Source organism: Litoribrevibacter euphylliae, assembly GCF_042646085.1.
GTDB lineage: Bacteria > Pseudomonadota > Gammaproteobacteria > Pseudomonadales > Litoribrevibacteraceae > Litoribrevibacter > Litoribrevibacter euphylliae.
In genome coordinates this window covers 140,852-166,520 of record NZ_JBHRSZ010000004.1, presented here as the reverse complement: position 1 = coordinate 166,520, position 25,669 = coordinate 140,852, and the positions used below count along the sequence as shown (strand labels likewise).

The window sequence follows — 25,669 nt, the reverse complement described above, 5'->3', positions numbered from 1 at the left end:
GGAGACTAGGAATAATTAATCAAAGAAGGGGTTTTGGAGAAGAGAGTGAATTATGAACAAGAGAGCCGGTTGTAAACAAGAGACGACGCAAAGCCACATCTGTAACTTTGCAACATAGAAAAATAAGAATCCAAGAAATTTTGGTACTAGGCTTTTTTCACGTACTTAGGTGTAATCTTGATTGCACCAACACCCTCCACTTTGCAATCAATATTATGATTATCTGAGCTCTCAACCAAACGAATGTTCTTGATCTTGGTACCCACTTTCACCACCGATGAAGAGCCTTTCACCTTAAGATCTTTAATGACATTAACACTGTCACCATCACTCAGAATGTTCCCCACAGAATCCTTGACGATCAAGCGTTCTTCTTCCTCTTGATTGATTGGCCACTCGTAGGCACATTCCGGACAGATATAGCTCGGACCATCTTCATAAGGGTATTCTGAATCGCACTTTGGGCAATTGGGCATGGGGTATCTCTTGTTTACATCAATACAGCAACGCACTCTGGAAGCACGTCGGAAAGCGCGTATTATCCAACAACTTGCGATATCTCACAAATTACGACATTCACCGGATTTTATGCCACGCGATACCCCCTGGATTGTTATCATCCATTAACAACCCCGAATGGACGCGACACAACATAAGAGCGAATGACAACATGCCCGACTTAAATTTTCCAAAGCATCTTCGCTATTGGAGAGCCTTGTCCAAACTCAGCCAAATGGATCTGGCATTAGCTTGTAATCTGTCCCCTAAACACCTAAATCAGTTGGAAAATGGTAAAGCCAAACCAACACGCCAAACCGTGTTACAGCTTGCGCAGGCCTTAGACCTTTCTTTTAAAAACACCAATGGAATGCTGGACGCAGCTGGCTTTTCACCCGAATACCGAACCAGCAATTTATTCTCAGAAGAACTTGCTTTTACCCGCCATGCCATTCAACGAATCATCGATCAGCACAACCCCTTCCCCGCCATCGTGACGGACCCAAGTGGCAATTTCTTAATGATGAATGATGGCGCCATTAAATTGATACAATTTATGGTCAACCCTGAACTTATTAAACACACCCAAAATGCGTACGAAATTTACTTTTCAGAGTTGGGCTTCCGCCCCTATATCGTCAATTGGGAAGAAACCAGTCGGGCAATACTGCAACACCTGCAACAGGAAGTGTTGGCTATTCCTCCGGGTGAGCCCGGCTATGATCTCATCACACGGCTGGAACGAGAGTATCAATTGCCCCCGAATTGGCGGAAGACCTCTCAGAAAGAGGAAGACAACAACGCCATATTCAACTTTCACTTCTGTAAAGATGGTACTCACCTAACGTTTTTCTCAACCTTTACTACTTTTGGTACTCCAAGAGACGTTGCTATTCAGGACGTTCGAATTGAAAGCTTCTTCCCTGCTGATGAGGCTACCCAGCAGTTTTGTGAAGAAATTCAGCATAGCAATTCAAATCAATTACCTCAGAGGTAATAGTTAATCTGAAGCAACCTTCCTACCTTACTAATTAAACCCATAATTAGTCAGGATACCAAAATGAAAGCAGATACCCTCATCGTACAAAGCTTTGCCGCGCTCTTTGTCCTCTTCTCGCTACCCGCTTTTTTTGCCACGGAGTTCTTTGCTGAAGCATTACGTTTCAGCCTTTCACAACCAGGAGCAAAAATGGAATTCATCGCAGCGTATGGAGGACTAATTTTGGGCGCAGGAATATTCCTCGCAGTTATTGCAAAAGAACATGCTCGAATAGGCTTACTGGCAATTCTGTTCTTGGTTGGCGGACTTTTTGTTGGACGACTAGAAGGAATGATCTTTGATACAGGAACAACCGACGTTCAGATTACCTTTCTGATTCTGGAGTTCTTAACACTGCTGATTGTAGGAAGTCGATTGAAAAAGCCTTCTCAAAGCACCGTCTCTGCCTCTGCTTCCATCTAGTTTCAAAAGCAACAGATTTTGGAATGTACTGGTTTAACCAGTACATATTCCTACGTAAGTAAAATATTTAGGAAACCGCCTATACAAACCGATAACTAACAATTTTATTGATTAAATATTGAACTTACCTCATCATAACGCTGCCCAATGCGGGGTTAATTTATTGTTAATCCGAACTCTGTCAAGAGAACTCGGAAAGGAGCTTTTTTATGATTGTTTCAAACGTTGTACTGGTTTTATTGCCGGCGGCGAATGTTTAGGGCTTAACCCCCTTTCATACCTATCTTGATCCCATCTGATATGTCCTGAGTCCTCAGGTCGTCCGTCCGGCGTGTTTATGATTTTGCCGGAGCAATGACATTGAATTTTACACATCTACAGTCCATCGGCTGGACTAACTATTTCATGCAACAACTGAGTGCACAGCTTTCCTTTGATGAATTATCGGCTTTGCACAGTGATGACGAAACAACAGAGCAACCTTATGCCATGTTTCGTATTACCGCCATTCATCGAGACCGAATCCAAGCCATCGGTGAATTAGGACGCTCTTATTTAACAAGTACTGACTTACTGTGTCCGCCTGAATTTCGCCCCACCAGCCAATTTCTGGCCGTTGGTGATTGGATCATGGCCGAACGTGTGGAAGAGCATTGGCGCATTAAGTTGATCGTCGAACCCAAGAGCCGGTTACAACGCCTCTCAGGCGACAGGCCTCAACTGATCGCAGCCAATCTCGATTACTTATGGATCGTAACTAGTGCTAACCAGGACTTTAATCTCAAGCGTTTACAGCGTTATTTAGCGCTCGCGCTAGAGGCAGATATTGAACCTGTGGTGATCCTGACTAAAAGCGATTTATGTTCTGAGGTGGAATTGGAGGAATACCTAGCTCAACTACAACAACTGAACTGCAAGCTGATCCATGCCATCAGTTCACTGGAAGGCACCGGGCTAGATAGCTTAAAACCGTATCTTCACAGCGGCATCAGCATTGCCTTGGTCGGTTCATCCGGCGTAGGGAAATCCAGCTTATTGAACGCCCTCGCTGGCACTCAACAAGAGGTAGCAGGCATCCGAGAAGATGACGGGAAAGGTAAGCACACCACCACAGCGCGTCAGCTGTTTTTCATTGCCAGTGCAGATGAAAAAAACCACGGAAAAGTAGCAGTGATTGATACCCCTGGAATGCGAGAGTTACAACTCTTCAACAGCCAGCAAGGCATCGAAGAAACCTTTGCGGACATCCACTCGCTTGCTCAACGGTGTCGATTTGGAGATTGCCGTCATGAGCAAGAGCCAGGTTGTAAGGTTCGTGAAGCGCTTGAAAAGGGCTCAGTAGATCCATCCGACTTCATTAACTACCAAAAATTATTGAAGGAAGATGAATATGCAAAACGCCGAGAGTTGGGGAGCCACGCAGAACGGGAACACCAACGTTCGTTTTCCAAAATGGTGAAAGCCAAGACAAAAGAACGGTGGTAGAGGTAACAAAATCAGTACGTAGTCCTCACTCATCAAGCGGCCTTTTGGCCGCTTGATTTTACTATCTTAATGCTTCTATACAGTACCTTCTTATTCAACTCAGTAACTCATGCTTTCTCCGTATGGCAATGCATTGCCCCATAAAAAGCGGCACTGTTTTTCCCAGAAATCCCCTGCACAGAACAGACCTATAAACATTCCTTTCCTCATGCTAATTCTCATCAAACTTATTCATTAAGCATTGTACTTTTAGGTATCCATAATTATTCAACTCTAAATAACTGATAAATTAATCAGCTTTTTTTAGGTAAATCTTGTTCTCTCTGGCCTTCGCCTTGCTATTTGTAAAGTACCTGCAAGTCCGCAGGCTAATTAAAAATTAAACAGGATGTTAATCATGAAGCTATTTAAGAATAAAAATAACATAGAGCCTTTAGCGGTAGGCTTACTAATGCTGGGATCATTAAACTTGGCCCACGCTCAAGAAGACAGTTACGCCTATTTGGTATCTGTACAGGACTCCACTGGCGAACACTTATGTAATGGCAGTTATATTGGCGACAACCAAGTGTTACTTTCGCCACATTGTAGAAACGACTCCATAATCTTTCCCTCGCCTATCCCTATCCCGACTCAAGAGAACATGTCTCAAAACGGAAACTTAGTGACATCAGAAGGCGTTATCGTTGATCAAGAAGGGAATAGCATTATTCCGAATCCTATTCCAATTCCAGGCTACCCCACTCAAGTATCCTTTACATTGGCAGATGGTAGTCAAACCCTACCCCAACAGATAATCCAAACTAAAACCCACCCTTACAGTGGTGATCAGGTAATCGCCAAAGTCGATGCTGTACCCGAAGGCGTTGAGTCGTTGGAACTTGCTCCGGACGCTCTGATATCAAAACTTGAACAGGATGGAAGAATTGACGTTAATGTGGTCGGTCGATATTACGATACCGTTACTGACGACATTACGGTGAAAACCTTTCGAGTTGCACCACAAGACGTGTGCACCACCTTCACCAGCGACCCTTTAGCAAAACGTCTATGCCTCGTTGGTTCAATAGATGATCCATTCCCTTCCTGCACGATTGATGCGTCGAACAAATCCACCGGTGCTCCTATCGTCTACGACTCAGGTAGCCAAAAATATTTACTGGGTTATAAACGGAAGAACACCAACTTTGTTGAAGGTTGCCAATATTGGGCTGCATCCAGTCGATACATCAACTGGCTAAACCTAACCCATGCCAAACAACAAGGGCTTAGCATTGCCACAGCTTATGATCTAGGCAGTCATCCACTTTCTGAGAAGACAAACGTAAATATCACACTTCAAAACCAATCCGCTGATCAGCGTTTCGACATCTCAAAACCGGATTTCTTACTCGGTGATTACTTCAATGTAATTCACAACGACTGCCAAACCTTAAATCCTGGTGATAGCTGTGAAATCCAAGTGTATGGAAAGCCTATTGTTCCGATCAAACAAAAAGACCTACTAACGCTTGGTATCAATGGCAAGCCTTCAGGAACTTACTTGGTTTCTAATGCTACGGCTGACTACCAGCTCAGAGGAGATCACCAATCTCAATGGAATGCGCAAGGCTGGTCACAAGCAGGTAATAATCCTTATGGGCACATTACCTTCAAAAGCACCTATGTAGAGATGCCAACGTTGATACGAAATAAGTACTTAATGGACCCCAAAAGCGTCACAGTTACTTATCGAGCCACGGGCAGCAATCAATGGTTAATGAGCTTAAACATGCGACGCATGGGCTTGCATGGTGATGGAATGGTACTAGCACCATCTTATTCACTTCCAGGTACTGGCAACCAATGGGTAACCAAAACGTTCGATATCTACGAACCTGGTGCTTATCAAGCATCAATCAACCGAGGCTTGAGCCTCTTTAACTCTCAATCCGAACCTTTCTCTGTGGAAATCAGCGATATCTGTTTTGATGACTGTGCTGAGTAAGTGAGTTCCATCTTGATTTTTTGATAGACGAAACGGGCGCCTATCCAGCTGCAAGACCGTTGGATAGGTGCCCGTTTAAGATAAGTCAGCGCTTTTAAATGCTTTGTAAATCACTACAAGAGTGCCCTATCAGATAACTTCGAACCACTGCGTTTATCTTTTCTTTCAACCAAACCGGGCCGAAGTCAGCAATGTCATTATGCTTGGCTTCAGGAATAGTAATGATGCAACTTCCGTATTGTTTTTGTTCACCTGATGATGGAAGCACACCTTCATCTGCCGGAAAATCACCCGCTCGAATAGACAAAACTTGAATACCCGCATTTCGAGGCAAAGGTACTCGCCTATGATCCAGTGTAATAACACCTCGAACATAGCCTGTATGTTCATTCGCTAACCAAGCAGAAATATCTCCGCCATTTGAATGACCCACAAGGAAAAGGTCATCCAAATCATACGCATCTAAACGAGCAACCAACGTGCTCCTAAGGAAATCCAGAGTTTGTGCCCCACGCATCCAATTTTCACTGCGCGTCTCAAACAAATTACCCGACACCGACAGAGGCGGATCACCCGGTAATTCATGCCCAACAGCCACCACCAAATACCCAAGCTGGTTAAGCTGCTTAGATAAGAACTGATACTCTAAATGGGATACACCGTAACCGGCACTTAAAAATGCAACCGGGCATTTGGACGAAGCAGAGCATCGCTCCGCATCAACAGGGTAAGAAATGTCGATCGGTATCGTTCTATCACGCGCTTCATCAAATACGGTTTCCGCATTAATGCCACCAGCCCAGACGCTACTTATCCAAATACTACTTATCCAAACACTACTTACCCACGATAAAGTAACGAGTATAAATCCTTTTAAATACTTCACTTTTTCTCCGCTTGTTTATGTTTACCGTAAAGACCGAACCATAAGGTATTCAAGTAACGAATATCAAGAACTCGCCTCTTAAAATGAATGCGCGGTGTAATCCAACGTAATAGCTGGGCATCTCACCTGAATCTAAATTTAAAACTCCCATAACAACTAACATAACCACTAACCAAGCGAGAATAGAGTGATGAGAGTTAATAGGATTCAAGGACTTAGAACTGCGCTGATCAGCGCCCTACTCACCCTGTGCGTCACAGTACACCATGCCCATGCGGCATCATCCGATGATGCCCCCACAAACATTGATAGGATTATGTATTTTGATGCAGATATTCGAGATGCAGAATATTGCCAATTCTCAATCACCAATAAGGTCGCCAATTACGGCAACAAGGTAACCAACCCTGCAATGACCTGTCCGGATGCCTTCTCTTGGAACTTATTTGCAGAAGTGATTGCCGATGAATTCTGGAAAAACTGGGCCGACGAAAGCCAAAACTGGCCGAAAGAACCTTGGCCCATGTGCAGTGAATCCATCACAACGAACTGCTGTAACCCAGCAAGCAATAACAACAACTTGGAGCATTGTCCTGTTTATCCGGGTGATGAATTGGCCCAGTCACTCAAAAAAGCAGAGTCTTTCACTAACGATAACAAAATCATTCGAGGGGCAAAAAATCAACGGAACGCGATTTCAACATTCTTTCAAAAGCATTCTGATATAGTTCGAGTCGGTACAGCTCGCCAAAAAGGGAAACGTGGAGCCGTTAACCTAGCGGATACTCAAGACAATCCAGAATGTACTTCCAGCCAGATCGATTCTGTGCTGCCTGCTGATCCACAAAGCATCGGGCGAATCCTTCGTCAGACCAATGCCGAAATCACCATTCGCAACAAGACATTCCATGACTATCTGTTTAACAACAACCTGTATAATGCAGATGGGGTTTTAGATGTCTACCGCCAAAACGCCAATAACCAAACCAAGAATGCACCTTACCATCAGTCTAATCAGTCAGGAACACCGAACACCCCGGGTAAATTAAGCACAGTGGATCTTCCGCCAGATGCCATCATGATCAAGAGTAACTGGGTAAGTGAGAAAGTCATTGATGCCATTAAAAACAAATACCCGAAACAATACGTTCATTTCGGCAAAGCGAACGACTACATTACTAAGCCTGCTATCACCATCCTAAATACCAGTAAAGGCAAGTGTAATGTAAGCGACACCCACTACCTGATGGCCTTCCATATTTCCTCAAAAGACGTTCCTCAATGGGTATGGACTACCTTCGAGCACATGAACAATCCGGGACGTTGCGACTATACCGGCTGTAACGACAGTTTTGGACACTCGGTAACTGTGGATGATGCGCCAAGTAACTACATTGTGCCTAACCAGAAGAACGACAATCTCTCAGAAAGCAGCATTGTCTTTGATCCAGACTTACAATATCCACTGGGCAACCAAAGCGAAGCGTTAACGCAACTGCTTACTGCCTACGGAATTGCTACTTCTGACCGCAACGGTTTATACCCTAACCCGTCAGACAAAGCCTGGGTTAACTACCGCCTTAAAGGGTCACAAGTTGATTTTACAGATCACCAAGGACGAGCCACGCATCTGGGTAACTCAATCACAGAGGCCGGATTTATGAGTCAATCCAGCTGTATTGGCTGCCATTCTCGTGCTGGTGTTGCTATGAAACTCAGCGCAATTGAGGGCAAAATCACTTACGACATCAGCGACCACCTGAAAGCAACCGCACTTCTTAAAAATGAAACCGCTAACTTCCTTCAACTTGGGGTATTTGAATCCGTATTAAGTGAGTTTGGTTATGAACAATCCCACGATGGCATACCAAAGCACGATTGGTTCTACAACGACGATCCTTCGTTCTCACTGAAGGTTCTTCAAACGGACTTCATCTGGGGCTTTCTTAATGCCAACCCACTGCCTCAACCGGAAGTAACCATTGAAGTAAAACAAACACGTTAAGAAACATCTCATACACCAACACCGCACAGTTTGATGTGCGGTGTTGGGTTTAACTTTTATTAATTTCTTTGACCCAGCCTTTCTATCAAAGCCCTTAACCCTAAATAAATGAATCTAATTGCCTCAAAAAACATCAAAAGCACAAACGCATAGATCCAACCAAATAGGGTTGCAAATACCTTGGGCGCACCATCCCGTAACGCTAAATCCATCTTGATTTCGTCTGTAGGCGCGTAATGAAATGAATAGCTCCAAAACAACAAGGTTGCCCCAGCGACAACCACCCACCCGAGCAAAACAATAACCACAAGACGCCAATACCATTTAAAACGAAGAAGATAAATGAACGTTGCCACCAAGATCAGTATTGGAGCTAACCAAATTACATTTTGAATAAACTCATAAAGAGTCATAAGTCACCCACATTGCTACTTCAACACTTAACCTTCTCATCCACAAACCGACTCAACTCAGAAACCGACCGAATCACATGCAAAGATTTACCTACCGATGCCTGTTCCAGCCGCTGCATAAAATCACCATTCCAAAACTTAGGGCTAAGTTTTAAGAACTTATAACTTTCCAACGAGCCTTTAAACACTGAGCTGCCATCCGGCCAGCCTTCCGGCTTTACAAGCATTCCTTTCAGCATTCGTTTGGTGACTAACCAATAACTGGTAGGATACGGCAAGTCGATATAGATCAGAGTGTCCGCCGCTTCTAACCGTTGGTAAAACGAGCCGATTGGCCCTAAGCCGTCGATGATCCAGCGATCTGATTCCAGTATGGACTCATGCGCCTGATCGTAGGTTTCCCTATCAACCTGACTACCATCCTGATTAAACAAAATAGAATCCAGCGCATGTAACTGTATTCCAGTTGCTGATGCTAAACGTTTACTTAATGTGGACTTACCACTACCCGGTTTACCAAAAACGGCGACTTTGTTCATGCTACCTCTGTCCTATTCTCATAAATTAATACCCAGAGGCAGAAACAGAAAACCCGCCTCTTGGGCGGGTTCTAGAAATTATTAACGCATCACAAATCCCACCACTCCTAAGGAATGATGATAATAACTCGACCAGTGGTTTGCGTACGTTGTATGTTCATTCGGTTATCTTGGTTGATGTTGGGGTTTGAGTCAATGGGTAGAAGTATTTCTATAAAGAAATGCACCTAGAATCAGAAAGACTAGCGAATTTTGAATTTAGGAAGAGGCTTAAACCTCAACACCCTCATCTAGTATTGCTTATCAAGCCTCCCAGTATTAAGTAGCAATACTTTATCTTTCAGCTATGAGTTTTATTGCTCAATTTGTACAATCACGCCTCGGTTATCAGGTTGTAACTTTAACCACACGTCATGAAATAAAGGAGTTGTATCAGTCAATGGAAAAATACATGAAATATTTAGTAGTTTGTGCGTCAATTATTTTAACTTCCATGCTTACAGGATGTGGAGGTGGCAGTGGTGGTAATAGTTCTGACGATTCTATTTCTGATCTTGGAACAGAAGCCATCTACAAGTTTGAGGGAAATGGTACTACAGCCATTAATAGTTCCTTTGATAAGATGCATGGAACAATAGTTGGAGCTATTCGCGTAGAAGGTAAGGTCGGTAAGGCTCTAAGCTTTGAATCAAATAATCCAAGTTATGTAGAGCTTAATATACTCTCAGACAATATTAATGAAGAATTAATAATTGATTTCCCAGACAATCAAATCTCAATTGAAGGCTGGTATAAATTATCGGATTTCAATAATGCCGACGAATATTACGTACTCGGAAGTAGAAATAATGGATTAAACCCCTTTGATTTAGTTTTTTATAATGGAAACTTTAAGCTAACACTATTCAAAGATGGGTATTCAGATAATTCTGTTGATGTAATTGAAAGTGATTACGAATTCGAAAAAGATGTTTGGTACTATGTTTCTATTACATATGATGGCGATATTGCTCGCTTGTACATTGACGGCATTGAAAACACTTCAAACGCAATAATCACACCTGTATCCAGAGCATATAACGACCTATTTTTAGGTGGAGTTCCCCCTAATGGAAATACAGATTCCTTTCCAGGGGCCATTGACGAATTCAAGCTACTTCAAGGGGTTCGATCACAGACAGAAATTTTGGAATACTTAGATTCGTTAATCCAATAAAACAAAGCCCCATTAAAGAGCTTTTATTCATTGAGGAAGGGGCAAGGCACAGACACCTAGCCCCTCAATTCATCAACCCAATCTCGCCCCCTTGGGATGCACCATCTTACTCTCCACCGTCCTCGGCTTGGCCGTCTTACTCTTTGGCCTGTATACGTGGGCTTGGTCTTCGTCGTAAAGGTAAGAATCGCGGAATTCATCCGTACCAAGTACATGCCCGACAAGGATCAGTGAAGTGCGGGTGAATTTCTTCTCTCTCACCTTTTCTACGATGTCTTTGAGTGTGCCAGTGACTTTGTCTTGATCTGGCCAGCTGGTGCGATAGCACACAGCGACGGGGCAGTCTTCACCGTAATGAGGAATCAGTTCTTCCACAATTTTGTGGATGCGAGTTACGCCCAAATGAATTGCCAAGGTCGCGCCGCTGGCAGCAAGTGCCGGTAAACGCTCCCGTTCCGGGAATGGAGTCTTGCCTTCGTATCGAGTCAAGATGATGGTTTGCGATACACCGGAAAGAGTCAGTTCTTTGCCCAACCAAGCGGCCGATGCCGAGGTCGCGGTAACACCAGGGATGATTTCAAAGTCGATATCGAGTGCGTCTAATCTGCGGATTTGTTCACCAATGGCACCGTAAAGGGATGGGTCGCCGGAGTGAACACGGGCAACGTCTTTGCCTTCCTTATGAGCCTGTTTGATGTGTTCAATGATTTGATCCAAGTCCAACGAGGCGGTGTCGATGATCTGCTCGGCGATGTCTTCGACATCTTTAAACACAGCTCGCGGTACCAGCGAACCTGCGTATAGAATCACTGGGCATTCGTTAATTAAACGCTGCGCTTTGACGGTAATGAGTTCCGGATCACCTGGGCCTGCGCCAATAAAATACACGGTCATGTTTGATTCCTTTTTTGCAGCCTTACACCAGTTTCTTCTTGTAGCCACGCGGAGTGTAAATCCACTCTTTGTTGCCATTCACAATGTGGCGAGATTCGCTGTTGCCGACAGAAACCAGGGTGAACATGTCCACGTCTTTCGCATCGAGTTGATCCAGCGTGGTTAAGGTAATGCCTTCATCGCTGCGGGTAAGTTGACGACCGAGTAACACAGGCGTCGAACCTGGGCGGTATTGCAACAGAATGTCGCGGGCGGTGTTGATCTGCCAATCACGCTTTTTAGAACGCGGGTTGTAGAAGGAAACGACAAAGTCCCCTTCGCCACAGGCATGTAAGCGCTTCTCGATGGTTTCCCACGGGGTCAATAAATCCGACAGGGAAATAGTGCAGAAGTCATGGCCTAGCATGGCCCCGACTCGACTGGCGCCAGCTTGCATGGCGGAAATACCCGGCACAACCTCGATATCCACATCCAACCATTCCGGGTGATTCTCTTTGCCTTGCAGTTGTTGATCCAACAACTCAAACACCAAGGTGGCCATCGCATAGATGCCAATGTCACCACTGGAAATCAATGCCGCGGTTTTACCACTGGCCGCTAAATCCAGCGCCAAACGTGCACGGCCAATCTCTTCACCTAATGGCAAATCATGGTGAGTTTTACCCTCACACACCTCGCCCAATAATTCCAAATACAGGCCATAGGCTACAAGATCACTACTGGCTTTGATGGCCGCCATGGCTTTTGGGGCAACCAGATCAATATCGCCTGGGCCGGTTCCTACTACATACAATTTGGTCATTTGGTTCTCTTCGTTAAGACTAGCGTCGAGCGTCACTAGGATACGCTCTCGCAATGGCACAGGTGGCCTTGGCCGTTTTGTGCTTATTTAAAATCAGTTCACTGTCAGCGTTCGTTAGTTGAGACGCGCCAACCAACGCCGCTGATTCCGCAACGCCATAGACGCCGACGGTCTTGAATACATAATCGGATTTTGTGCTGAGCAAGTGCTCCATTGTGGATAACTCGGCCGCATCAAAGGTGTTAAATGGTTTGTCTAAACACTCGGCCAGTTCGATCAAGCCTACTTCATCGGCTTTGATATCAATGCTGTTGATGGAACCGATCTGATCGAGCGTTAAGTTCGCTTGGGCTAAGCAGTCCATCAACAAACGTTCTAATTCTTCTTTCGGGCAGTGACGTTCACAACCCATGCCCACTGCATACTTGGGTTTTAAATAAGGGTTGGCGGTGGTCATCACCAATTGACTGTTCAACAGTTCAGCGATTTGTCGACCCCACTCATTCGCGCCCCCTTCATGCCCCGACACCAGTGGGATCACAAACTGCCCCAACTCATCCAACACCAACACAGGCGGGTCTTGCAGTTTGCTTGCTAACACAGGCGCTAAAGTGCGCACCACAATGCCTGTGGCGCAGATCATAATCAGCGGCTCGCCTGCTTGGAAGGCGTTCTGTACTTTCTCTGCAAAAGGCTTGGGCTTATACCAAACCTCACTGTTTTTTAGCTGAACTTGAAGACGTTCGGCTAACCGTAAACCCGCTTCGGTCAGCGAGATGATTTTAACAGATGAGTTATCTTTCACGGCTAACGTCTCTGTCTGCATCTCTATCAGGAACAACCACAAACAAGGAAAAATACGGCCCAGCTTCACCCGCCAAAGTGCTGACATCCAACACAACTTTTTGATTATCGCGAGAGATGTATTCTAAATAGCTGGCATCTTGCACTCGGTTGGTTTCTGCCAAGGCATTTAGGATGCGCTGGCGCGAGCGCCCGGCTTTCATGATCACCACAGAATCGTGTTGCTGCAGAGCGTCCATCAATTGTTGGTCGGAGTGTCGACCACTGATCACAGCGAAAGATTCCTTCAACATGGTTAATGGCATCTGTAGCTCGGAGGCTGCGGCATGTACGGAAGAAATCCCCGGCACCACTTGGCAAGCCACCTTACCTTCGAGACGTTCTAATAAATAGGCAAAGGAGCCAAAAAACAGCGGATCGCCTTCACACAGAAACACCACGGTTTTGCCTTCTGAAATCGCCATTTCAATAGACTTCGCCGCCTGATCGTAGGCTTGATTCGCGAGACTGCGATCTTCCGACATCGGCATAGGAACAGCAATTTCTTCGGCAATAGTGGTTCTTTCAGCGATCACGTCGGCCGCGATTTTACGAGCTTGCGCTTCGCCGCTCTCGCCTTGCAGATAACTGATGACATCGGCTTGCTTGATTAATCGCGCAGCTTTGAGGGTAATTAACTCCGGGTCACCCGGCCCTACGCCCACACCAATAAACTGAGCCATCACTTCGCTGCCTTCTTAAATTGGAACTTTTTATATTGAAAAACGGTAACCGGATATTTGGATTGATACACCAGCTTACCATCCGCCTGCTTACCACCCACTAGCTCACCAGCAACCATCTGGCCCCGTTTTACAGCCACTTCTGTGCTCTCGATTATGGCTTGTGTTGATATGCCGGAATCATTGGAACACGCCAGCAATTCAGCAAAGTCGTTTAGTTGATCTTTGGTGGATTGAATCACCGCGCTCGCCACCAAAATACCACCGACAGGCAGTAACTCCCAGCACTGGGCAAGCAACTCTGGCAAGGCACCATCGCTACCGCCAATAAACACTTTGGTTGGCTTAGATAAATCCGTTAAGCAAGCCGGTGCACGACCTTCAACGATGTGCATGTTCGACACCACACCGAAGCGCTCCCGGTTAATGGCAAGGTACTTCAACCGCTCGGAATGATGTTCAATGGCATACACTTTGGCCTTTTCATTCCAATAAGCCAACTCCACAGCGACACCGCCACACCCTGCGCCGATGTCCCAAATCACATCGTCGTTATTTGGTTCTAAATAGGAAAGAATGCACAAACGCACTTCGCGTTTACTGATCATGCCCTTGCCCGGTTCAGCCCCGGTTTCAAACAAGGTATCAGCAAAGCCGGGGAAACTCGGCAAAACACCACCCAAGCCTTTGACTTCAATAATGGTCACATGCAGCGGATCAAATTCACCTTTGTTACCAACCCTACCATCACCCCTGCTATCAACCAGTTCTTTTGCAGAGAAGGATCGACACTGTTCATCGTCATACCCTAATCGCTCACACACGGTAAGACGAGAGTCACCAAACCCGGCGTTTTTACATTCTTTGGCTAACGCCATCGGGTTACTGTGTTGATCTGTGAGAATGGCTAACGTGCGATTAGCTTTAAGTTGAGTTCGTAATTTCGCCAATGGTCGACCATGCAAACTCAGCACATCGGTATCTTGCAAGGAGAATCCTAAGCGATGACACGCAGCCTGAATGCTCGACACCGCAGGGTGAAAGCACAAGCGACCTTGCTCAAAGGCTTCAGAAAAGTTCTGTTTAAACCATCGGCCGATACCGTAAAACAGCGGATCACCAGACGCTAAAACCACCACGCTTTTATCGCTCGCCAAATCATCAATTAAAGCTTTTAGCTCTGACAGTTTTGGTAATTCAATCCATTGCTGCTGTTGCGGTTTCTCCTCAACAGATAACAAGGCCAATTGACGTTCCGAACCAATCACATAATCCGCAGCGGCAATGCACGCTTGCGTTGCTTCGGTAAAAACCGGAGTTTGGGAAATCCCAAGCCCGACGATGTCCAGTTGGCGAATAGGTGCAGCCATCAGTAATACTCGCCTCGGTTACAACGCAACAGCGCATTACAGGTGGCTGAGGATACAGCACTGCCACCTTCTCGCCCGAGCAAGGTAATGCATTCAATACCCAGTTGTTGATGGTGATTCCACAGCGCTTGTTTGGATTCCGCTGCGCCCACAAAGCCCACTGGCATACCAATAATTAACGCCGGTTTGTCAGCCCCTTGATCAATCATCTCAAGCAATCGAAATAACGCCGTTGGCGCATTACCGATAATAACGACACTACCTTTTAACTGATTTCGCCATAATTCCAGCGCGGCCATAGTACGTGTTTCGCCCTTGGATTTTGCAATCTCGGCGACGCTTGGATCATTCAGAAAACACAGTGGTTCTTGGGTAATCATCCGCTTGGTGATGCCCTGCTTAACCATTTCCACATCACACAGAATCGGGCAATCCTTGGCTAACGCTTCTCGCCCAGCTTCGCAGGCATTTTCACTAAAACGAACCTGTTCAGCCAAATGCGGTAAGCCCAAACTGTGGACGACTCGCATCACCACTTGCTGTTGGTCTTTGCTGAAGTGAACAAGCTTTGTGAGCTCTCGAATTTGTCGAAAGCTTTCCGTTTCGATCTTCTGCGGGTTCATTTGGTAGTCAAAGTTCATGCATGTATTCCTTAGTGAACCTGCATCATATGATTCAGTTTTAACTGGCTGATCATCAACAGTGCCAGCTTATTTAAGTCGTCGTGACAAACCCTTTCAGGGACGGGCGTTGGGCGCGCCAACATCAACACTGGCAAGCCAAGCTCGCGCGCGACCTGGATTTTGGCGATGGTCGCCTCACCGCCGCTGTTTTTTGTCACAAGAACGTCGGTCTTATGCTCAGTAAACAATTGACGTTCGCTCTCGAAGGTAAAGGGGCCAATGGCTTTCACGGCAGTCAGATTGTCCGGTAAGGGCGATTTGGGTTCCACCGCCGTTCGCCACAGATGTTTGATTTGTTGATTTGGATGGGTCAGCAACCACTGCAAGCACTCATCGTTAAGTTGGCCTGCGGAGAAAAACACGGTTTGATTTTCGTTAAGGGCGTTCAGCAGTTGCGGCCAAGCGGTGAAGCTCTGCCAATGATCTTTCGGCTGTTTCGGCCACTCCGGTCGTTGGAATCGCCAGTATGGAATAGTCAGTTCTGAGCAGGTCTTCCACGCCGTGGCTGAGATGTTTTTTGCAAAGGGGTGCGTGGCATCGCACACACCAATAATGTCGTGGTTTTTAAGGTATTCGGCCAAGCCCCCGTAGGATGAAAAGCCGCCTTCAATCACCTCACAAGATGCAGTGCCAGACGAAAACTCAGGCACACGAACCAAACCTGCGATGCTGTACACCACAGGTACCCCGTAATCCAGCAAGCAATTCACCATCGCCTTACCTTCGGTGGTACCACCTAAGACCAACACTTTGGAGAGAGGCGTTATGCTCATGCTTCACCCTCTCCGTTTTCGTCGCTCAAATCATTCAAAAAAGACCCTACAAAGTTGCCCTTGCGATCAATGGCCCAGACATCCAACTTGATGTGCTCCGGCACGTAGTGTCTGGCTTTTTGGTAGGCCAACCGACACATTGCATCCGCCAAAGGGATTTTGGCTTCAGTACACAGATTAAGTGCTTGAATGGTGGTATTGGCGTCGAGAATTTGTTGTTGAAGTGCTTCATCGGCACCTGCTCGCTTCGCCACCTCAGCAATATGTGGGAAGTCGATGGACGACACGCGGGAGTTCAAATCCATATGCCCATTAGCAAGTTTGGTGATCTTGCCAAAGCCCCCGCAAATGGTAACTTGCGTCAGTTTTTCTGCGTTCGTTTGATCCAACTGTTTCAGGTATTTCAGCACCGCCCCGGCAAAATCGCCCATCTCAATCAGTGCCATTTCACCCAAACCGTAATGAGCTTTAATGGCTTGTTCACTGCTATTACCTGTAGTGGCTGCAATGTGATCCACACCGTTAGCAATGGCCACATCAATGCCCTGATGAATCGAAGCGATCCAGGCAGAACAAGAAAAAGGTCGAACGATGCCCGTCGTCCCCAAAATCGACAACCCACCAAGAATGCCCAGTTTCGGGTTCATGGTTTTCAGGGCAATGGCCTCACCATTTTCGACGCCAACCGCCACTTCAAAGCCGCCTTGGTAATCATGAAACTGAGCCAATTTCGTAAGGTGATCTGTGATCATTTGTCGTGGCACAGGGTTAATGGCTGGCTCGCCCACCGCTAAGGCCAAGCCTTCACGAGTCACCGTGCCGACACCTTTAGCCGCTTTGAACTGAATGCCCGGTGTTTCAATTAGCGTCACTTCCACGAAGATGGTCGCGCCGTGAGTGACGTCTGGATCATCGCCTGCGTCTTTGATGGTGCTGGCTTTTGCAGAATGTTCCGACAAGACTTCAACCGACACGGACAAACTCACTTCTTTGGGTGCCAGAGAGCGCTTGGTGGGCAAAGTAATGGAAACAGACTCCAACACTTCGTTTGCCCGCTCCGCAGTAGAAAACAAGCAACGAGCCGCCGCCAAACTGCACGCCGTCGCACAGGAGCCTGTGGTCAGTCCCGTGCGGAGCGGTTTGGCTTGTTCACTGCTTTCTGGCCACATGGATTTACGTCTCGAAGGGGGGTTGTCTCTATAGATTATTCAGGCTTGAACAGTTTCGCCACCGCTTCCGGGTTCGACGGGAAGAACAAATGCAGGTAACTGGCCGTTAGGTTCTTCGAACGGTAGATGGCTTCGCCCGGTGCAGGGTGTCGTTGTCGTCGCCCATGAGCTATGGGTTCATCCGTATCTGAACTGCGCGATCTATGGTGAGCATGGGCACGAATTTCCCCTTCTGGTAACGGCGCGGTTTGCATGCCCTGACATCCACGTTTTCCACGCATAGCGCCATGGCCGGTAAGAATACCCAACATCGGGTATTGCTGCTCGTCCAAATCGGTCAGTGTTTCCAAGCAATAAAGAAAACCACCGCACTCAGCTAATATCGCGTTGCCTGATTGATGAAAAGCTTGAATCTGCTCGATCATCGGTTGGTTCTTAGCCATCTTCTCAGCATGTAATTCCGGATAACCGCCGGGTAACCAGAGTGCATCCGCTACAGGTAAGCTGTCTGAATGAATCGGAGAGAAGAAACTCAGCTCCGCGCCCATCTCTTCCAGCAAACGTACATTAGCATCGTAGATAAAACTGAAGGCTTCGTCTTTGGCGATAGCGATGCGTTGGCCTTTCAATAACTCAGGTACGGCAGGCGTTTCTGCCATGTGGAAATCCACAGATGGAACACGCTCTATCAGATCGGCCAATCCCGCTTGCTCCAACCAATCAGCACCATTATTCAAACGTGTTTCTAATTCATCGGTCACTTCGGAGGCCTGTACTAAGCCTAAGTGACGCTCCGGCAAGGCCACCTCTTCAGAACGCGCCAGATGCGCCAATAACGGTAGGTTCTCTGGCAAGGCATCTTCGATCAACTGCCTATGGCGTTCCGAGCCACAGTTGTTGGCGATCAGGCCTGCGAACTGAACGTCATCCCGAAAATTCACCAAACCCGATGCCACCGCAGCCGCAGTTTGCGCCATGCCTTTTACATCCATCACCAAGGCAATGGGCACCCCAAATCGTGCAGCTAGATCAGCACTTGAGGGCTCACCATCAAACAAGCCCATAGCCCCTTCAATCAATATCAAATCGGCATCTCGTGCGGCTTCAAACAACTTGGCCTGACAGTAGGCTTCACCCGCCATCCACATATCCAATTGTTCAACCGGTTCTCCAGAGGCTTGATGAAGAATCTGCGGATCGAGGTAATCTGGTCCGGTTTTAAAGACTCGAACCACCTTGCCTTGGCGCTTCAACATTCTCGCTAAGGCCGCAGAGACTGTGGTTTTTCCCTGACCCGAGGCTGGTGCGGCTAAAAACAACGCAGGACAAGATACTGTCTCAGGGTGATTGGCAACTAACACTGTATTCATAGGATTCGTCATGCTTAGAACTCAATCCCAGTCTGTGCTTTGACGCCTAAACGAAAAGCGTGTTTGTCATCCTGAATGGTTGAAATGGTATCTGCGATTTCCTGTAGACCTGTCGCCATAGTTCGACCGGTGATAATCACATTCTGATGTTTCGGGCGGTTTTGCAGCGCCTTTACCGCAGGCTCCACCTCAAGGTATTTGTACTTGAACATATAACTAAGCTCATCAAACACCAACATGTCATAGCTTTCGTCTTGTAAAAGCTCTTCCGCCAAGGCCCAAGCTTTTTGAGCGGCTTCGATGTCCTGGGTTTTGTCTTGGGTTTCCCAGGTGAAACCATGGCCCATCACATGCCAATCCACTAACGGATGATCTTTGAAAAACTTGTACTCACCCGTCTCTCGTCGACCTTTAACGAATTGAACAACCGCACACTTCATCCCGTGACCGGCCGAACGCGCCATGGTGCCCATGGCTGAACTGCTCTTGCCCTTGCCATTACCCCGCAGCAAAATCAGCACACCTCGTTCTTCGGTCGCTTTTGCGATACGCGCATCCACTACCGCCTTCTTAGAGGCCATACGTTTTTGGTGCTTTTCCTGATCCGTTGCTGATACCTGTATATTAGATTGGTTGTTTTCTTCAGACATGACTTAAATCTTTATCGGTTGAGGTGAAGGTAAAGTAAGGTCGGCCAAGGCCAAGTAATGTGCCATCAAAGTCTGGGCGATTTGAACGGCTTTGCCACGTTTTACTTGGCTGTCTTCGGTATCAATCACCGTGACTTGCCCAAGTAAATCAAGATCATCAAAGGTCTGACTGGTACGACCATCCGTAATCAGATAGGTCTTAATCGCCAGATTTGGCGCCTGGGTAATTTGTTGCTGCTGGAAGGCTTTCGCTTGCTGAAGCATCTCACGCAACGGCGTTCCACCCGCTGCGGGAATGGTATTCAGCAATCGAACCAAGGATTTCGGTGCCCGTTTCTTCGGCAATAAGGTTTCTACTTTTTGATTACCAAAGCCCATCAATGTCATTTGTTCACGTGCCAAATAGGCTTGATGGGCAATGGCACTGACCAAAGATTTAGCTTTGGAAAAATTTTGATGCTTTAGAATTGATGCTGAGGTATCGAGCAATACCAAATGCAATACGGGCTGACTTTCCCGTTTCTTATGAAACACCAAGTCTTTCAGGGGCATTTTGCCTGCATTCTTAACCAAAGAACCAAACCAGTGAACTTTGGTATCTTCTGTTTTTGATGCATGAGCACCCTTACTTCCGCTCCCTTTCTGACGGCTGGAACTAAGGGTTTGTGGCTTTCCCAACGATACGCTCTTCGGCAGGTTCTTCGTTGCTTTCTTATCTAATGAATTCAGATGCCAAGGCGCATCGACGGCTTGTTGTTCTTGCGCCGAAGAAGACATACTGCCCCAGTCCCCTTCTAAACCGTCATAGGGTTGTTCATTTCTGGATGCTTGAGGGCGAGAAAATGGCGCGTTCGGAGGTGTGTTAGAGGCGTTAGGAGTTTGTCTATTTGAGCTTGAAGAATTTGGTGGATTTGATGAATTGCTATCACCGTTACGACGATGAGCCAACACCAAGTCTTCAACGGCCAAAATATCCTCTTCCGTTACCTGATCTCGTTGATGCCATGCGGCATGGGCCACAGCGGCACGATACCAAACGATATCCCCACGCATACCATCGACGTTAGCATCAACACATTTCTGAGCGATTAGAACACGTAATTCATCAGCACATTGCACCTGATCCAGCAGGGTTCTTGCAGACTGAATGCTCTCGGTTAATGTGGCCTGTGCTTCTTGATACGACTGAACAAAGGCCTCCGGGTTTCGATCAAAAGCGTCTCGTAAACGCACGATCTCAACACGCTCTTCCACGCTGTACTGATTGGATAACTCAACCGACAAACCAAAGCGATCTAACAGCTGTGGTCGAAGTTCGCCTTCGTCCGGATTCATCGTTCCCAACAGAATAAACTGCGCGAAATGACTGTGGCTGACGCCATCTCGTTCCACCACATTAACGCCACTGGCGGAAACATCGAGCAGTAAATCCACTAGGTTATCGGGTAGCAGATTGACTTCATCCACATACAAGACGCCACCATCAGCCTTGGCTAATAACCCCGGCTGAAACGCCACAGACTGATCGGCTAACACTTTCTGGAGATCCAGAGTGCCCACCAGCATTTCTTCGCTGGCACCTAACGGAAGGGTAATAAATTCATGCGGTTTGTTTGCCGTGGCTGGCATGACATCCGCCAAGCCTCTGGCTAACGTAGATTTAGCAGAACCCCTTGGGCCGCTAATCAACACCCCACCAATGGCGGGGTTGATGGCCGCCAGAATCAAGGCAAGCTTGAACGAAGCCTGCCCGGATACTGCGGTAAAAGGAAACTTAAGCGTTTGCGGTTTCATCCTGACCAAGACCTTTCAAAACACTTGGTGTCAGCACCCAACGGTTCAATACCCAAGCGCTCATGACACCCATGACTAACCAGAACAACAAGTTAGAGACAGACGTAGTTACAATGAACTGCTGGTGAAGGTCTGTCAAAGCAACAACCGCTGCTGGATCTGGGTGGCTAAAAGCCGGACCTTCCGGATGCGGAGCGGAAACAAGGTATGGAATCGCAATGGCAACCAAACCCAACGCTTTGAATTTAAGCGGCGCAAAAGCCAATACCAACAAGCCCACTGCAACCGCCCCGGCAGCCAACATCCACCACAATTGACGATGCTCCACGGGAGCCGCTTCAATACCAGGAATTTCTGGCGGAATGCCAATCGCTGGCGCACCAAAGAACACGATAAAGCCGCCCAAGCCCCAGGCAACACCTTTCAATACACTGACACGCGTTAGCCCTTGTAACGACAACTGACTCATCACGGCCAGCAAAATTGCAGCATAACCAATACCTGCAAATACATTAGCCGACATGGTATAGGCGGTTCGTTCAATACCATCTTCCGGTGCCCAGGCTTCTTCATCATGATGATGGGAGTGACTGTGTCCAGCGGCCTCTTCTCCATGATGATGATCGGCTACCGGTGCCGCTTCTTCCGGTACTTCATAAGTTTCAGAAGCAAAGATAATCGGATTAACAACATAAACTTGAAGAAGGCTGAATACGAAACTGGCTACGACGCCAACCAGTAAGGCGTTTAAAATAATTCTGCGAAATAACATGGGTTAAAGCTCATTGATCGAGTGAAATCAGAACGCACAAAAGCCCAATCCGAACAGGATTAGGATCTATACAATACAATGTGTTGATTTGTGTTTTAAAACAACAACCTTAGTGGCAAGGGAACGCCATTGCGTGACGCGTATCGTGCGCTGCGTTGTGCGCTGCGTCAGTTGGAAGGAAACCAACCGCAAATAAAACAACTGCACCGAAAATAACGGCTGCGGCTGTTTGAGCCAACGATGAAACTTTAACGTGAGTTTTCGCGTGCTGAGCACTAGAAACTTGAGTGGTCATTTTCTTCTCCTGCACCCACCGTGCAATGGTTATTGTATGGAATTTCAGGCCGGTCTCCGGGCTCTAAGAGTAGCTTATAGAAGCTGTGTTTGCTTAACCTTCCCAACTAAAAGTCAGTGGTCGAACAAGTAACTCTTGTACCGTTGCGGGGGCAGCGATGGAGTCAGTACTGCATTAAAATCTCTGTACATACCATACTTCCCGATTATCCTTCTGCATCAATCGCTTAAACTTGATGAAGCATCAGGCACCTGAGCAGCAGGGATAGTAATGTATATGGCGGGTGAAAGCTAGGGAGATGCTAAAGCTCTTGCCTGAATTCAGATAATAAGTGCAACTTCCAACTTCAAATCAAATACGGAAGAAAAAACCATGGAAATTTATTTATTCATCAATACCCAATATCATCGCCTGATCAGTTCGCCATTGGAAATCCATAAAGCATGAATGTTCAGATAAAAGATGGGTACATCTACACAAAAGCGCTTGGTGAAGAAAATAAAGGTATCCCTCTTCTGATAATTCACGGTGGCCCAGATTGGGATCACACCTACTTATTGCCCGCAGCAAACCGTCTTTCAAAAACACGCAGAGTGATATTATTTGATCTCAGAGGATGTGGCAGGTCTTCAAAGTTTGATGCGGCGAATGCTTACTCCATGAGCAATGTTCTATCTGATATTAAATGCGTTCTGTCTGCCTACAATATATCGACCTGTGACATTCTCGGTTTCTCTTTTGGCGGAGTTATTTCCATACACCTATTGAAGAATACACCCCATCAGGTGAATAAACTCATCCTTGCTTCGACAACAGCATTTAATGATTTTCAGGAAGAACTTGAACTCAATAACGATTATCAAGAGCGATGCACGCCTGAACTCCAAGAATTCATCTCTCAAGCATTCAAAGTTTTTCCAATAACGAAGGACGAACCCAGTAAGTCTCTCGCCTTAAAAAGTATTGCACTGGATGTGTATGACCTTTCCAAACTGAATAAGATTAAAGACATTATTTCCAAAATAACCTTTTCTACTGAGTGGCTAAACGCACATCGTGCAGGTAAGATGGCCGCCCCAAAACTTTCAGCACCTGAGACAATCAAGGCGTCAGGAAAAGACGTTCTAATACTCCACGGAGCGAAAGATTTGAGATTTCCTTTGTCAGTTGCTCGTCGGTTACACAAACGCCTCGAAACCTCTGAACTAGCCATAATTGAAAATGCCGGTCACCTTGCTCATCTAGAGAGTCCTGCATTATGGGTTAACAAGATAAATAAGTTTTTAAGTTAAATTTCTGATCACAGTACTGATTGCGGAATTTTACAGGACAAACCAAAGTCATCTTAGTAAATAGGAACCTAAACGGCCTACCTAAAGATCAACGGACGATGGGAAGATCATATTCTCACTTCTTTAATAAACCCGAAAAATACATAGAGTGATGTATGAAAATTAATGTTGTAGGAACCAGTGGAAGTGGTAAATCCACATTAAGCAAACACATATCAAACGCGTTGAATATCCCTCATATCGAGATGGATTACTTGTTCTGGAAACCTAATTGGACTGAATCGACCGACGAAGAATTCAATTCCAAATTGGAACACGCGCTGGCTCAGGAATCCTGGGTTCTAGATGGCAATTTCACCAGAACGACACCGATTAAATGGAAACACGTTGACCTTGTTGTATGGGTGGATTTTTCTTACCCAAGAACCTTACTGCAAGCCTTTAAACGGGCATTAGTTCGTGCCACAACTAAAGTAGAATTATGGGAAGGAACGGGTAACAAAGAATCCTTTAAGAAACTCTTCACCAAAGACTCAATTATTCTTTGGACTATCACAAACTACAAAAAGAACAAACAAAAGTATCAAGCAATAATGAACTCTGATGAGTATGCTCATATCCGATTTGTCAGAGTCAAATCTCCCAAGGAGGCAAGTCAGTTCATAGCCGCGTTGGGAAACTCTGACTTTTAACATCAGAGCGTTTTGACCTGATACCAATTGCTCGCGACCTTCCCGGTCGATTGATGCACTACCACAGACAACCCCACCTCAGTAAGTCGTTCATTGAGATTACCGGCATATAAACGCTGCTGAAAATCTTTAAATTCAACGTCATAAATCGTTTGAACCATTTGATGGAGCCCTTTCAGAGTAAAGGAAAACAGTCCATCTTCCCATTTGACCTCTTCAGATTTACCAGACTCTTGATCATTAAGAATACGTTGCCAAGAGTCTGGTTTTGAGCTGTCCACCAACAGTGAGAAAAGATGGTCGATTAACACATCACTCATGATGCCGTTATCCCGTAAAACCAATAAACAGCGCCACACCAAACAGCGCGGCCAGCTCCACCAATTCAATCATGGCTCCTAACGTATCGCCGGTGCAGCCATCAATGCGTTGAATCATTCGCTGTCGCCATGCCATAAAAACAACCAATGACACCGTGAACAAACACAGTGCTAATACAGGTTGAATAACCAATGTCACCAACGCCAATACGATGACAATGCCCCAGGCTTTGGAGGCATCAAGTTGCTGGCTCAAGGCGTCCCCCAAGCCGCCTTCACGCACGTATTCCGTCGTTAGCAATAACAGTACTGCTGATAATCGTCCAATGACCGGGATCACCATCAAGCCAAACACAAAACCACTGCTTAGCAGACTTTCAATCAAGGCGAATTTGAGCAGTAAGCAAGTCATCAACACGCACACCGCGATTGGGCCACTGACCGGGTCTTTCATGATTTCCAAAGTACGCTCTTTGGAACCAAAACCGCCCATCCAGGCATCGGCACAATCAGCCAAGCCATCCAAATGCAAAGCACCGGTAATCGCCACCCAGGCTAACAAGACGATTCCAGCAACGACCAGTGAAGAAAACCAAGGCATCAATAAGGCCGCTAAAGCCCACAAAATCGCTCCAATGACAGCCCCCACCAGCGGATACCAGAGCACCGAGTCGGCAAGGTCTTTATTGTCTATCTGTTTGAGATGTGGAGTTGGTAATAAAGTGAAGAATTGAAGTGCAACCCAGAAAGGTTTGAGGTTCATATGCGTCCTTTTC

General features: G+C 46.4%; 27 protein-coding genes and 1 riboswitch. Of the genes, 8 read left to right on the top strand and 19 right to left on the bottom strand.

Annotated elements, in window-relative coordinates; genetic code table 11:
• Positions 1–146: 146 nt before the first annotated feature.
• Entirely contained in the window at positions 147–476 is a 330-nt protein-coding gene (locus tag ACFOEK_RS08260; RefSeq protein ID WP_386719011.1) for a zinc ribbon domain-containing protein YjdM, read from the bottom strand.
• A 194-nt stretch (positions 477–670) separates the two neighbouring features.
• Between ACFOEK_RS08260 and ACFOEK_RS08255 the strand changes: the two genes are divergently transcribed.
• From ACFOEK_RS08255 to ACFOEK_RS08240, 4 genes are all read left to right on the top strand, one after another.
• Entirely contained in the window at positions 671–1,495 is an 825-nt protein-coding gene (locus ACFOEK_RS08255; protein ID WP_386719008.1) for a helix-turn-helix domain-containing protein, read from the top strand.
• Between the two features lie 63 nt (positions 1,496–1,558).
• Positions 1,559–1,960, top strand: a complete 402-nt coding sequence (locus tag ACFOEK_RS08250) for a hypothetical protein (RefSeq protein ID WP_386719006.1) — start codon at positions 1,559–1,561, stop codon at positions 1,958–1,960.
• A gap of 405 nt (positions 1,961–2,365) precedes the next feature.
• Positions 2,366–3,445 carry a ribosome small subunit-dependent GTPase A gene (gene rsgA / locus ACFOEK_RS08245; RefSeq protein WP_386719003.1) on the top strand — a complete coding sequence of 360 codons (1,080 nt, stop codon included), beginning with the start codon at positions 2,366–2,368 and terminating at the stop codon, positions 3,443–3,445.
• Between the two features lie 397 nt (positions 3,446–3,842).
• Positions 3,843–5,432 (top strand): hypothetical protein, encoded by a 1,590-nt coding sequence (locus ACFOEK_RS08240; protein ID WP_386719000.1) that lies wholly within the window; start codon positions 3,843–3,845, stop codon positions 5,430–5,432.
• Positions 5,433–5,526: 94 nt separating this feature from the next.
• On the opposite strand, the gene ACFOEK_RS08235 is transcribed toward ACFOEK_RS08240, so the two are convergent.
• Entirely contained in the window at positions 5,527–6,318 is a 792-nt protein-coding gene (locus ACFOEK_RS08235; RefSeq protein WP_386718997.1) for an alpha/beta fold hydrolase, read from the bottom strand.
• 190 nt (positions 6,319–6,508) lie between these two features.
• Here ACFOEK_RS08235 and ACFOEK_RS08230 point away from each other — a divergent pair, with 190 nt between their 5' ends.
• Positions 6,509–8,323, top strand: a complete 1,815-nt coding sequence (locus ACFOEK_RS08230) for a hypothetical protein (protein ID WP_386718995.1) — start codon at positions 6,509–6,511, stop codon at positions 8,321–8,323.
• A gap of 59 nt (positions 8,324–8,382) precedes the next feature.
• Here ACFOEK_RS08230 and ACFOEK_RS08225 read toward each other — a convergent pair whose 3' ends face one another.
• Positions 8,383–8,736, bottom strand: a complete 354-nt coding sequence (locus tag ACFOEK_RS08225; RefSeq protein ID WP_386718992.1) for a hypothetical protein — start codon at positions 8,734–8,736, stop codon at positions 8,383–8,385.
• Between the two features lie 20 nt (positions 8,737–8,756).
• Positions 8,757–9,275, bottom strand: a complete 519-nt coding sequence (locus ACFOEK_RS08220) for an adenylate kinase (protein WP_386718989.1) — start codon at positions 9,273–9,275, stop codon at positions 8,757–8,759.
• Positions 9,276–9,726: 451 nt separating this feature from the next.
• Between ACFOEK_RS08220 and ACFOEK_RS08215 the strand changes: the two genes are divergently transcribed.
• The gene (locus ACFOEK_RS08215; protein ID WP_386718987.1) at positions 9,727–10,491 is read left to right on the top strand and encodes a LamG domain-containing protein; all 765 of its coding nucleotides are present in this window, start codon (positions 9,727–9,729) and stop codon (positions 10,489–10,491) included.
• A 72-nt stretch (positions 10,492–10,563) separates the two neighbouring features.
• Here ACFOEK_RS08215 and cobM read toward each other — a convergent pair whose 3' ends face one another.
• The 13 genes from cobM to ACFOEK_RS08150 all read right to left on the bottom strand — a co-directional run bounded on the left by cobM (position 10,564) and on the right by ACFOEK_RS08150 (position 22,589).
• On the bottom strand, positions 10,564–11,385 hold the full coding sequence (gene cobM, locus ACFOEK_RS08210; protein WP_386718984.1) for a precorrin-4 C(11)-methyltransferase: 822 nt from the start codon (positions 11,383–11,385) through the stop codon (positions 10,564–10,566).
• A 22-nt stretch (positions 11,386–11,407) separates the two neighbouring features.
• Positions 11,408–12,187 (bottom strand): precorrin-3B C(17)-methyltransferase, encoded by a 780-nt coding sequence (cobJ, locus tag ACFOEK_RS08205; RefSeq protein ID WP_386718980.1) that lies wholly within the window; start codon positions 12,185–12,187, stop codon positions 11,408–11,410.
• Between the two features lie 19 nt (positions 12,188–12,206).
• The gene (locus tag ACFOEK_RS08200) at positions 12,207–12,992 is read right to left on the bottom strand and encodes a cobalt-precorrin 5A hydrolase (RefSeq protein WP_386718977.1); all 786 of its coding nucleotides are present in this window, start codon (positions 12,990–12,992) and stop codon (positions 12,207–12,209) included.
• Entirely contained in the window at positions 12,982–13,713 is a 732-nt protein-coding gene (cobI, locus tag ACFOEK_RS08195) for a precorrin-2 C(20)-methyltransferase (protein ID WP_386718974.1), read from the bottom strand. Before cobI ends, ACFOEK_RS08200 begins: the two co-directional genes overlap by 11 nt.
• On the bottom strand, positions 13,713–15,083 hold the full coding sequence (gene cbiE / locus ACFOEK_RS08190; RefSeq protein WP_386718971.1) for a precorrin-6y C5,15-methyltransferase (decarboxylating) subunit CbiE: 1,371 nt from the start codon (positions 15,081–15,083) through the stop codon (positions 13,713–13,715). The genes cobI and cbiE overlap by 1 nt, the downstream gene beginning before the upstream one ends.
• Positions 15,083–15,724, bottom strand: coding sequence for a precorrin-8X methylmutase (locus tag ACFOEK_RS08185; RefSeq protein ID WP_386718968.1), 642 nt, complete (start codon positions 15,722–15,724; stop codon positions 15,083–15,085). The genes cbiE and ACFOEK_RS08185 overlap by 1 nt, the downstream gene beginning before the upstream one ends.
• A gap of 11 nt (positions 15,725–15,735) precedes the next feature.
• Complete coding sequence (gene cobK, locus ACFOEK_RS08180; RefSeq protein ID WP_386718965.1) at positions 15,736–16,539, bottom strand: precorrin-6A reductase; 804 nt, start codon at positions 16,537–16,539, stop codon at positions 15,736–15,738.
• Positions 16,536–17,708, bottom strand: a complete 1,173-nt coding sequence (locus ACFOEK_RS08175) for a cobalt-precorrin-5B (C(1))-methyltransferase (protein WP_386718962.1) — start codon at positions 17,706–17,708, stop codon at positions 16,536–16,538. Before ACFOEK_RS08175 ends, cobK begins: the two co-directional genes overlap by 4 nt.
• 35 nt (positions 17,709–17,743) lie before the next feature.
• The gene (locus ACFOEK_RS08170) at positions 17,744–19,078 is read right to left on the bottom strand and encodes a cobyrinate a,c-diamide synthase (protein ID WP_386718959.1); all 1,335 of its coding nucleotides are present in this window, start codon (positions 19,076–19,078) and stop codon (positions 17,744–17,746) included.
• A 14-nt stretch (positions 19,079–19,092) separates the two neighbouring features.
• Positions 19,093–19,728: a cob(I)yrinic acid a,c-diamide adenosyltransferase gene (gene cobO / locus ACFOEK_RS08165; RefSeq protein WP_386718956.1), complete on the bottom strand. Its 636-nt coding sequence runs from the start codon at positions 19,726–19,728 to the stop codon at positions 19,093–19,095.
• Between the two features lie 3 nt (positions 19,729–19,731).
• Positions 19,732–21,522 carry an AAA family ATPase gene (locus tag ACFOEK_RS08160; protein WP_386718953.1) on the bottom strand — a complete coding sequence of 597 codons (1,791 nt, stop codon included), beginning with the start codon at positions 21,520–21,522 and terminating at the stop codon, positions 19,732–19,734.
• Complete coding sequence (locus ACFOEK_RS08155) at positions 21,503–22,294, bottom strand: CbtA family protein (RefSeq protein ID WP_386718950.1); 792 nt, start codon at positions 22,292–22,294, stop codon at positions 21,503–21,505. The genes ACFOEK_RS08160 and ACFOEK_RS08155 overlap by 20 nt, the downstream gene beginning before the upstream one ends.
• Before the next feature lie 109 nt (positions 22,295–22,403).
• Positions 22,404–22,589, bottom strand: coding sequence for a CbtB domain-containing protein (locus ACFOEK_RS08150; RefSeq protein WP_386718947.1), 186 nt, complete (start codon positions 22,587–22,589; stop codon positions 22,404–22,406).
• 30 nt (positions 22,590–22,619) lie between these two features.
• Positions 22,620–22,859, bottom strand: a riboswitch (cobalamin riboswitch).
• 173 nt (positions 22,860–23,032) lie between these two features.
• Between ACFOEK_RS08150 and ACFOEK_RS08145 the strand changes: the two genes are divergently transcribed.
• Positions 23,033–23,881, top strand: coding sequence for an alpha/beta fold hydrolase (locus ACFOEK_RS08145; protein WP_386718944.1), 849 nt, complete (start codon positions 23,033–23,035; stop codon positions 23,879–23,881).
• A 155-nt stretch (positions 23,882–24,036) separates the two neighbouring features.
• The gene (locus ACFOEK_RS08140) at positions 24,037–24,573 is read left to right on the top strand and encodes an adenylate kinase (protein ID WP_386718941.1); all 537 of its coding nucleotides are present in this window, start codon (positions 24,037–24,039) and stop codon (positions 24,571–24,573) included.
• A 2-nt stretch (positions 24,574–24,575) separates the two neighbouring features.
• Here the strand turns inward: ACFOEK_RS08140 and ACFOEK_RS08135 are convergent, their stop codons facing one another.
• Together ACFOEK_RS08135 and ACFOEK_RS08130 are read right to left on the bottom strand one after the other, a co-directional pair.
• Complete coding sequence (locus ACFOEK_RS08135; protein WP_386718938.1) at positions 24,576–24,893, bottom strand: hypothetical protein; 318 nt, start codon at positions 24,891–24,893, stop codon at positions 24,576–24,578.
• A 7-nt stretch (positions 24,894–24,900) separates the two neighbouring features.
• Positions 24,901–25,656: an adenosylcobinamide-GDP ribazoletransferase gene (locus tag ACFOEK_RS08130; RefSeq protein ID WP_386718936.1), complete on the bottom strand. Its 756-nt coding sequence runs from the start codon at positions 25,654–25,656 to the stop codon at positions 24,901–24,903.
• Positions 25,657–25,669: the final 13 nt, after the last annotated feature.

What these genes read in the sequence shown, in the direction of transcription:
- ACFOEK_RS08185 (WP_386718968.1), bottom strand. Translation starts at nt 15,724, where the DNA reads ATGAACTTTGACTACCAAATGAACCCGCAGAAGATCGAAACGGAAAGC.
- cobM (WP_386718984.1), bottom strand. Translation starts at nt 11,385, where the DNA reads ATGACCGTGTATTTTATTGGCGCAGGCCCAGGTGATCCGGAACTCATT.
- rsgA (WP_386719003.1), top strand. Translation starts at nt 2,366, where the DNA reads ATGCAACAACTGAGTGCACAGCTTTCCTTTGATGAATTATCGGCTTTG.
- ACFOEK_RS08140 (WP_386718941.1), top strand. Translation starts at nt 24,037, where the DNA reads ATGAAAATTAATGTTGTAGGAACCAGTGGAAGTGGTAAATCCACATTA.
- ACFOEK_RS08240 (WP_386719000.1), top strand. Translation starts at nt 3,843, where the DNA reads ATGAAGCTATTTAAGAATAAAAATAACATAGAGCCTTTAGCGGTAGGC.
- ACFOEK_RS08155 (WP_386718950.1), bottom strand. Translation starts at nt 22,294, where the DNA reads ATGTTATTTCGCAGAATTATTTTAAACGCCTTACTGGTTGGCGTCGTA.
- ACFOEK_RS08260 (WP_386719011.1), bottom strand. Translation starts at nt 476, where the DNA reads ATGCCCAATTGCCCAAAGTGCGATTCAGAATACCCTTATGAAGATGGT.
- cobI (WP_386718974.1), bottom strand. Translation starts at nt 13,713, where the DNA reads ATGGCTCAGTTTATTGGTGTGGGCGTAGGGCCGGGTGACCCGGAGTTA.
- ACFOEK_RS08160 (WP_386718953.1), bottom strand. Translation starts at nt 21,522, where the DNA reads ATGAAACCGCAAACGCTTAAGTTTCCTTTTACCGCAGTATCCGGGCAG.
- ACFOEK_RS08145 (WP_386718944.1), top strand. Translation starts at nt 23,033, where the DNA reads ATGAATGTTCAGATAAAAGATGGGTACATCTACACAAAAGCGCTTGGT.
- ACFOEK_RS08135 (WP_386718938.1), bottom strand. Translation starts at nt 24,893, where the DNA reads ATGAGTGATGTGTTAATCGACCATCTTTTCTCACTGTTGGTGGACAGC.
- ACFOEK_RS08215 (WP_386718987.1), top strand. Translation starts at nt 9,727, where the DNA reads ATGAAATATTTAGTAGTTTGTGCGTCAATTATTTTAACTTCCATGCTT.
- ACFOEK_RS08255 (WP_386719008.1), top strand. Translation starts at nt 671, where the DNA reads ATGCCCGACTTAAATTTTCCAAAGCATCTTCGCTATTGGAGAGCCTTG.
- ACFOEK_RS08220 (WP_386718989.1), bottom strand. Translation starts at nt 9,275, where the DNA reads ATGAACAAAGTCGCCGTTTTTGGTAAACCGGGTAGTGGTAAGTCCACA.
- ACFOEK_RS08250 (WP_386719006.1), top strand. Translation starts at nt 1,559, where the DNA reads ATGAAAGCAGATACCCTCATCGTACAAAGCTTTGCCGCGCTCTTTGTC.
- cbiE (WP_386718971.1), bottom strand. Translation starts at nt 15,083, where the DNA reads ATGGCTGCACCTATTCGCCAACTGGACATCGTCGGGCTTGGGATTTCC.
- ACFOEK_RS08150 (WP_386718947.1), bottom strand. Translation starts at nt 22,589, where the DNA reads ATGACCACTCAAGTTTCTAGTGCTCAGCACGCGAAAACTCACGTTAAA.
- cobJ (WP_386718980.1), bottom strand. Translation starts at nt 12,187, where the DNA reads ATGACCAAATTGTATGTAGTAGGAACCGGCCCAGGCGATATTGATCTG.
- ACFOEK_RS08130 (WP_386718936.1), bottom strand. Translation starts at nt 25,656, where the DNA reads ATGAACCTCAAACCTTTCTGGGTTGCACTTCAATTCTTCACTTTATTA.
- ACFOEK_RS08175 (WP_386718962.1), bottom strand. Translation starts at nt 17,708, where the DNA reads ATGTGGCCAGAAAGCAGTGAACAAGCCAAACCGCTCCGCACGGGACTG.
- ACFOEK_RS08230 (WP_386718995.1), top strand. Translation starts at nt 6,509, where the DNA reads ATGAGAGTTAATAGGATTCAAGGACTTAGAACTGCGCTGATCAGCGCC.
- cobO (WP_386718956.1), bottom strand. Translation starts at nt 19,728, where the DNA reads ATGTCTGAAGAAAACAACCAATCTAATATACAGGTATCAGCAACGGAT.
- ACFOEK_RS08170 (WP_386718959.1), bottom strand. Translation starts at nt 19,078, where the DNA reads ATGAATACAGTGTTAGTTGCCAATCACCCTGAGACAGTATCTTGTCCT.
- cobK (WP_386718965.1), bottom strand. Translation starts at nt 16,539, where the DNA reads ATGAGCATAACGCCTCTCTCCAAAGTGTTGGTCTTAGGTGGTACCACC.
- ACFOEK_RS08225 (WP_386718992.1), bottom strand. Translation starts at nt 8,736, where the DNA reads ATGACTCTTTATGAGTTTATTCAAAATGTAATTTGGTTAGCTCCAATA.